6 protein-coding genes are annotated in these 4,047 nt (G+C 71.4%); 1 reads left to right on the top strand and 5 read right to left on the bottom strand.

What is annotated here, in order from left to right; translation table 11 throughout:
- Nucleotides 1-758 (bottom strand): DUF2510 domain-containing protein (locus tag J0695_RS43870; protein WP_242552684.1); only part of this gene is annotated, 758 nt, incomplete at its 3' end.
- A 219-nt stretch (nt 759-977) separates the two neighbouring features.
- Here J0695_RS43870 and J0695_RS14945 point away from each other — a divergent pair.
- Entirely contained in the window at nt 978-1,457 is a 480-nt protein-coding gene (locus J0695_RS14945; RefSeq protein WP_206962518.1) for an SsgA family sporulation/cell division regulator, read from the top strand.
- 22 nt (nt 1,458-1,479) lie between these two features.
- Here J0695_RS14945 and J0695_RS14940 read toward each other — a convergent pair whose 3' ends face one another.
- Genes J0695_RS14940 through J0695_RS45650 form a run of 4 tightly spaced genes read right to left on the bottom strand, consistent with a single transcriptional unit; the run spans nt 1,480 to nt 4,030 of the window.
- Nucleotides 1,480-2,847: an FAD-binding oxidoreductase gene (locus J0695_RS14940; protein ID WP_206962517.1), complete on the bottom strand. Its 1,368-nt coding sequence runs from the start codon at nt 2,845-2,847 to the stop codon at nt 1,480-1,482.
- A 40-nt stretch (nt 2,848-2,887) separates the two neighbouring features.
- Complete coding sequence (gene nthA / locus J0695_RS14935) at nt 2,888-3,475, bottom strand: nitrile hydratase subunit alpha (protein WP_206962516.1); 588 nt, start codon at nt 3,473-3,475, stop codon at nt 2,888-2,890.
- Nucleotides 3,472-3,756, bottom strand: a complete 285-nt coding sequence (locus J0695_RS45655) for an SH3-like domain-containing protein (protein WP_344104378.1) — start codon at nt 3,754-3,756, stop codon at nt 3,472-3,474. Before J0695_RS45655 ends, nthA begins: the two co-directional genes overlap by 4 nt.
- On the bottom strand, nt 3,749-4,030 hold the full coding sequence (locus J0695_RS45650) for a hypothetical protein (protein ID WP_344104381.1): 282 nt from the start codon (nt 4,028-4,030) through the stop codon (nt 3,749-3,751). Before J0695_RS45650 ends, J0695_RS45655 begins: the two co-directional genes overlap by 8 nt.
- Nucleotides 4,031-4,047: the final 17 nt, after the last annotated feature.

Below are 4,047 nucleotides of genomic sequence, written 5' to 3'. Positions count from 1 at the left end.
GCCGGGGCCTGCGGGGCGCTCTGGGACCGGTTCTGCGGCCCCGGCTGCCCCTGTCCCTGTCCCTGCTGCTGTCCCTGGGAGAGCGAGCGGATGGCCATGGTGCCGTCGGTGCGGTTCGTGGCGGCGGACACGCCCCGGGGGCGCACCGCGCGGATCGCGGTGGTGTGGTCGGGCTCGGGCTCGCGCTGCGGGGCCTGTTCGGGCGTCGGCTCGGGGCGGCGGGCCCGGCGGATCAGAGCCGTGCCGTCCGTAGGGGGCTGCTGTACGGGGGGAAGCGCGGCCGGCGTCGGGGCCGCGGGAAGCTCGGCCGCCGGGGTCTGGGATGCCGGGGCCTGAGCCGCCGGGGCCTGGGCCGGCACGCCGCGCGGGTCCTGTGCCGGGGCCTGCGACGGCACCGGGCCGCCCCAGGAGACCCGCTGGTCGCGTTCGCCGCCGAACCCTGCCTGGCGCGAGGTGTCGGCCTGCCAGACGGAGGAGGGCTCCTGCCTGCTGTCGTGCTCCGGTTCCTCGTCGAAGAACATCGGCCCGGTCTCCTCCGCCGCGGGAACGGCGGGTGCGACGGGCACCGCCCGTGCGGGCGGTACGGCGGAACCCGCGGGCGCCGCCGGGGGCACCTCGCCGTCCGTCGGGGCGGGCCTGCTTGTGCCGGGGACCCAGGCGGATCCGTTCCAGTACCGGACATATCCGGGAATGGACGGGTCCGGGTAGTAGCCGCTGGCGGGGCTGCCGTCTCCGGTTGCCGGGGTGGGGGCGCTCATCACCGTGGTCCCGTATCTCCTCGAGGCCTTATATCAAGGCACCACATCTATCAGACGGCTGTGTGGTCCAGGGCCGGTCCTGCCGTATGGGCCACTTTCCGGTCATGCGAAAGATTTCTGAAATCAGTGCCCGAACCCGCGTAATGAACGTCCACCGACGCGCTCTCACCTTGCAGCGGCCCGCTCCCGGGACTGTACAGAACGAGAGGAACACCCGTCATGAACACCGTGGTGGAACGCGAACTCGAGCTCAGGCTGGTCCTTTCGCCGGAGCGCAGCATCCCCGTGCCGGCCAGGCTTACCTACCGCACGGGCGATCCGTACGCCGTGCACGTCAGCTTCCACATCGGGTCGGACGCCCCCGTCAACTGGACCTTCGCACGCGAACTGCTCGTCGAGGGCGTGTTCAGGGCCTGCGGTCACGGCGACGTCCGTATCTGGCCGACGAAGGTCGAATCGCGCAACGTCATCCTCATCGCGCTGTCCTCGCCGGACGGGGACGCGCTCCTGGAGGCGCCGTCGGCACAGGTCGCCGCCTGGATGGAGCGGACGCTGCGGGCGGTGCCCCCGGGCTCGGAGACCGCACAGCTCGGGATCGACGAGGGGCTCGCCGAACTGCTCGCGCCGCTGCCCGCCGACGATCTGTGGCTGCGCGACCCCTGGCCCTCCGACGAGTCGGCGCCGGAGGAGGGTGCGTGAGACGGGGGTGCCGGTGCCGGGATCAGAAGAGCTTGCCCGGGTTGAGGAGGCCGAGCGGGTCGAAGGCCCGCTTGACGCCACGCTGCATCTCCAGACCGACCGGGCCCAGTTCGCGGGCGAGCCACTCCTTCTTCAGTACGCCGACACCGTGTTCGCCGGTGATCGTGCCGCCGAGTTCCAGACCGAGCGCCATGATCTCGTCGAAGGACTCGCGGGCCCTGCGGGACTCGTCGGCGTCCTCGTGGTCGAAGCAGACGACGGGGTGGGTGTTGCCGTCGCCCGCGTGGGCGCAGACGCCGATCGTGAGGTCGTACTTGGCTGCGATCGCCGCCGTGCCTTCGAGCATCGCGCCGAGCTGCGAGCGGGGGACGCAGACGTCGTCGATCATGGTGGCCGACTTGACGGTCTCCAGCGCGGTGAGCGACATCCGCCGCGCCTGGAGGAGGAGTTCGGACTCGGCGGCGCTCTCGGCGGGGACGACGTCGGTGGCGCCGGCCTCCGTACAGAGCACGCCGACCGCCGCGAGGTCGGCTGCGGGGTCGGCGGTGTCGAAGGCGGCGAGGAGGAGGGCTTCCGTCGTTTCGGGGAGGCCCATCTGCGCCATCTTGTTGACGGCCTGGATCGTGGTGCGGTCCATGAGTTCGAGGAGTGACGGCGTGTGCCCCTCCTCCATGATCCGGCAGACCGCGGCGCAGGCGGCGGCCGCGGAGGGGAACTCGGCGGCGAGCGCGAGCTGCGGGGGCGGCGTGGGCTTGAGGGCGAGGACCGCCTTCACGACGATGCCGAGGCTGCCCTCGGAGCCGACGAAGAGACGGGTGAGGTCGTAGCCCGCCACCCCCTTGGCGGTGCGGCGGCCCGTGGTGAGGAGCCGGCCGTCGGCGAGGACGATGTCGAGGCCGAGGACGTACTCCGCGGTCACTCCGTACTTCACACAGCACAGTCCGCCAGAGGCCGTGCCGATGTTGCCGCCGATGGTGCACATCTCCCAGCTGGAGGGGTCCGGCGGGTAGGAGAGGCCCTGCTCGGCGACGGCGCGGGAGAGGACGGCGTTGACGACGCCCGGCTCGACGACCGCGATCCGGTCGACGGTGCTGATCTCCAGGATGCGGTCCATCTTGGTGAGCGAGATGACGATGCATCCCTCGCTCGCGTTCGCCGCCCCCGAGAGGCCCGTACGGGCGCCCTGGGGCACGACGGGGACGCGCAGGGCGGTTGCCGTACGCATGACGTGCTGGACCTGTTCGACGGTGCGCGGGAGGACCACGACGGCGGGAGCGCCGGCCTCGCAGAAGGAGGCCATGTCGTGGGCGTACGAGACCATGACGTCCGGGTCGGAGATCAGGGCCTCGGCGGGGAGACCTGCGCGCAGCTGTTCGAGAAGATCGTTCATGGACTCAGCGTGGCACTCGACGGCTGCGCTGTGAAGGTGCCTAGACCGCTGCGGTGCCGATCAGGGCGTTACGGGTGACGAGCGCGGCCAGCGCCTTCTCGTCGAGCCCGTCGGTTCCGGCCGGGCGACGCGGCAGCACCATGTACCGCGACTCCGAGGTGGAATCCCAGACGGTGATCCCGGTGTCGGCGGGAAGCGTGAGCCCGAACTCCTCCAGGACCGCGCGGGGTTCGCGGACGACCCGCGAGCGGTAGGCCTCGCTCTTGTACCAGCCGGGGGACGGGCCGAGCAGCCCGAGCGGGTAGCAGGAGCAGAGGGTACAGACGATGACGTTGTGGACACGGTCGGTGTTCTCGACGACGCGCAGGCGCTGGGGCTGGACTCCCCCGCTCGCGTAACCCAGTTCGGCGACGGCGGCATTGGCGTCGGCGAGCAGCCGCGTACGGAAGTCCGGGTCCGTCCACGCACGGGCGACGACGTGCGCACCATTGGCGGGGGACGCGCCGCTGAGGAAGGCGTCGATCGCCTCGTCGAGGGTGGCGCCGCCGACGATGCCGCGCTCCTCCAGGAGGGTCTCCAGGCGGCGCACGCGCCGGGAGATGAGGGCGTCGGAATGGTCACCGCTCACTGGCTCTCTTCCTCCTCCAAATAGCTTTCCCAGAGGTCGAGTACGACGTGGTGGTCGCCCTCGCCCCACAGGTCCCTGGCCGCGAACCGGACCGCGTACACCTGCTCCACGGGGAAGTCGGCGCGCCCCTGCGACCGGATGTCGGCGAGCGGGTGGCTGCCCTCGGACTCGACGACGACACCGTGCTTCCCGCGGGCGTACCGCGGGAGGCGGGTGTGGTGGACGGGGTCGTGGTGACTGGTCCGCACGCGAGTGCCGGGCGCGAACCCGCCGTCAGTCATCGAGCTCGCCCGCCGCGATGAGGCCCTTGCGCTCCAGGAGCGCGACGATGCCGTGGAACCAGCGCTCGTAATAGGACGCGGCGAGGTAGTCGGCAGGGGCCATGGACTCGACGGCATCGCGGAACTCGTCGAGGTTGTAGACCCCTTGGGCGACGAGCGCCCGGTTGAGACCGAAGACGCGGGCCTCCCAGTCGGCGTGGAAGGGCTCGCCGTCGTCGGTGGTGTCGAGGGCGCCGAACCCCTGCATCCCGCCCACGTCATTGATCCTGGCCATGGGACCGACCCTAGCCC

The organism is Streptomyces beijiangensis (assembly GCF_017315755.1).
GTDB lineage: Bacteria > Actinomycetota > Actinomycetes > Streptomycetales > Streptomycetaceae > Streptomyces > Streptomyces beijiangensis.
Note: the sequence above shows the minus strand (reverse complement) of the source record. Positions and strands in the feature narration are given on the sequence as shown.

Coding starts and splice junctions, on each gene's coding strand:
- J0695_RS14940 (WP_206962517.1), bottom strand. CDS start 2,847: ATGAACGATCTTCTCGAACAGCTGCGCGCAGGTCTCCCCGCCGAGGCC.
- J0695_RS14945 (WP_206962518.1), top strand. CDS start 978: ATGAACACCGTGGTGGAACGCGAACTCGAGCTCAGGCTGGTCCTTTCG.
- J0695_RS45650 (WP_344104381.1), bottom strand. CDS start 4,030: ATGGCCAGGATCAATGACGTGGGCGGGATGCAGGGGTTCGGCGCCCTC.
- J0695_RS45655 (WP_344104378.1), bottom strand. CDS start 3,756: ATGACTGACGGCGGGTTCGCGCCCGGCACTCGCGTGCGGACCAGTCAC.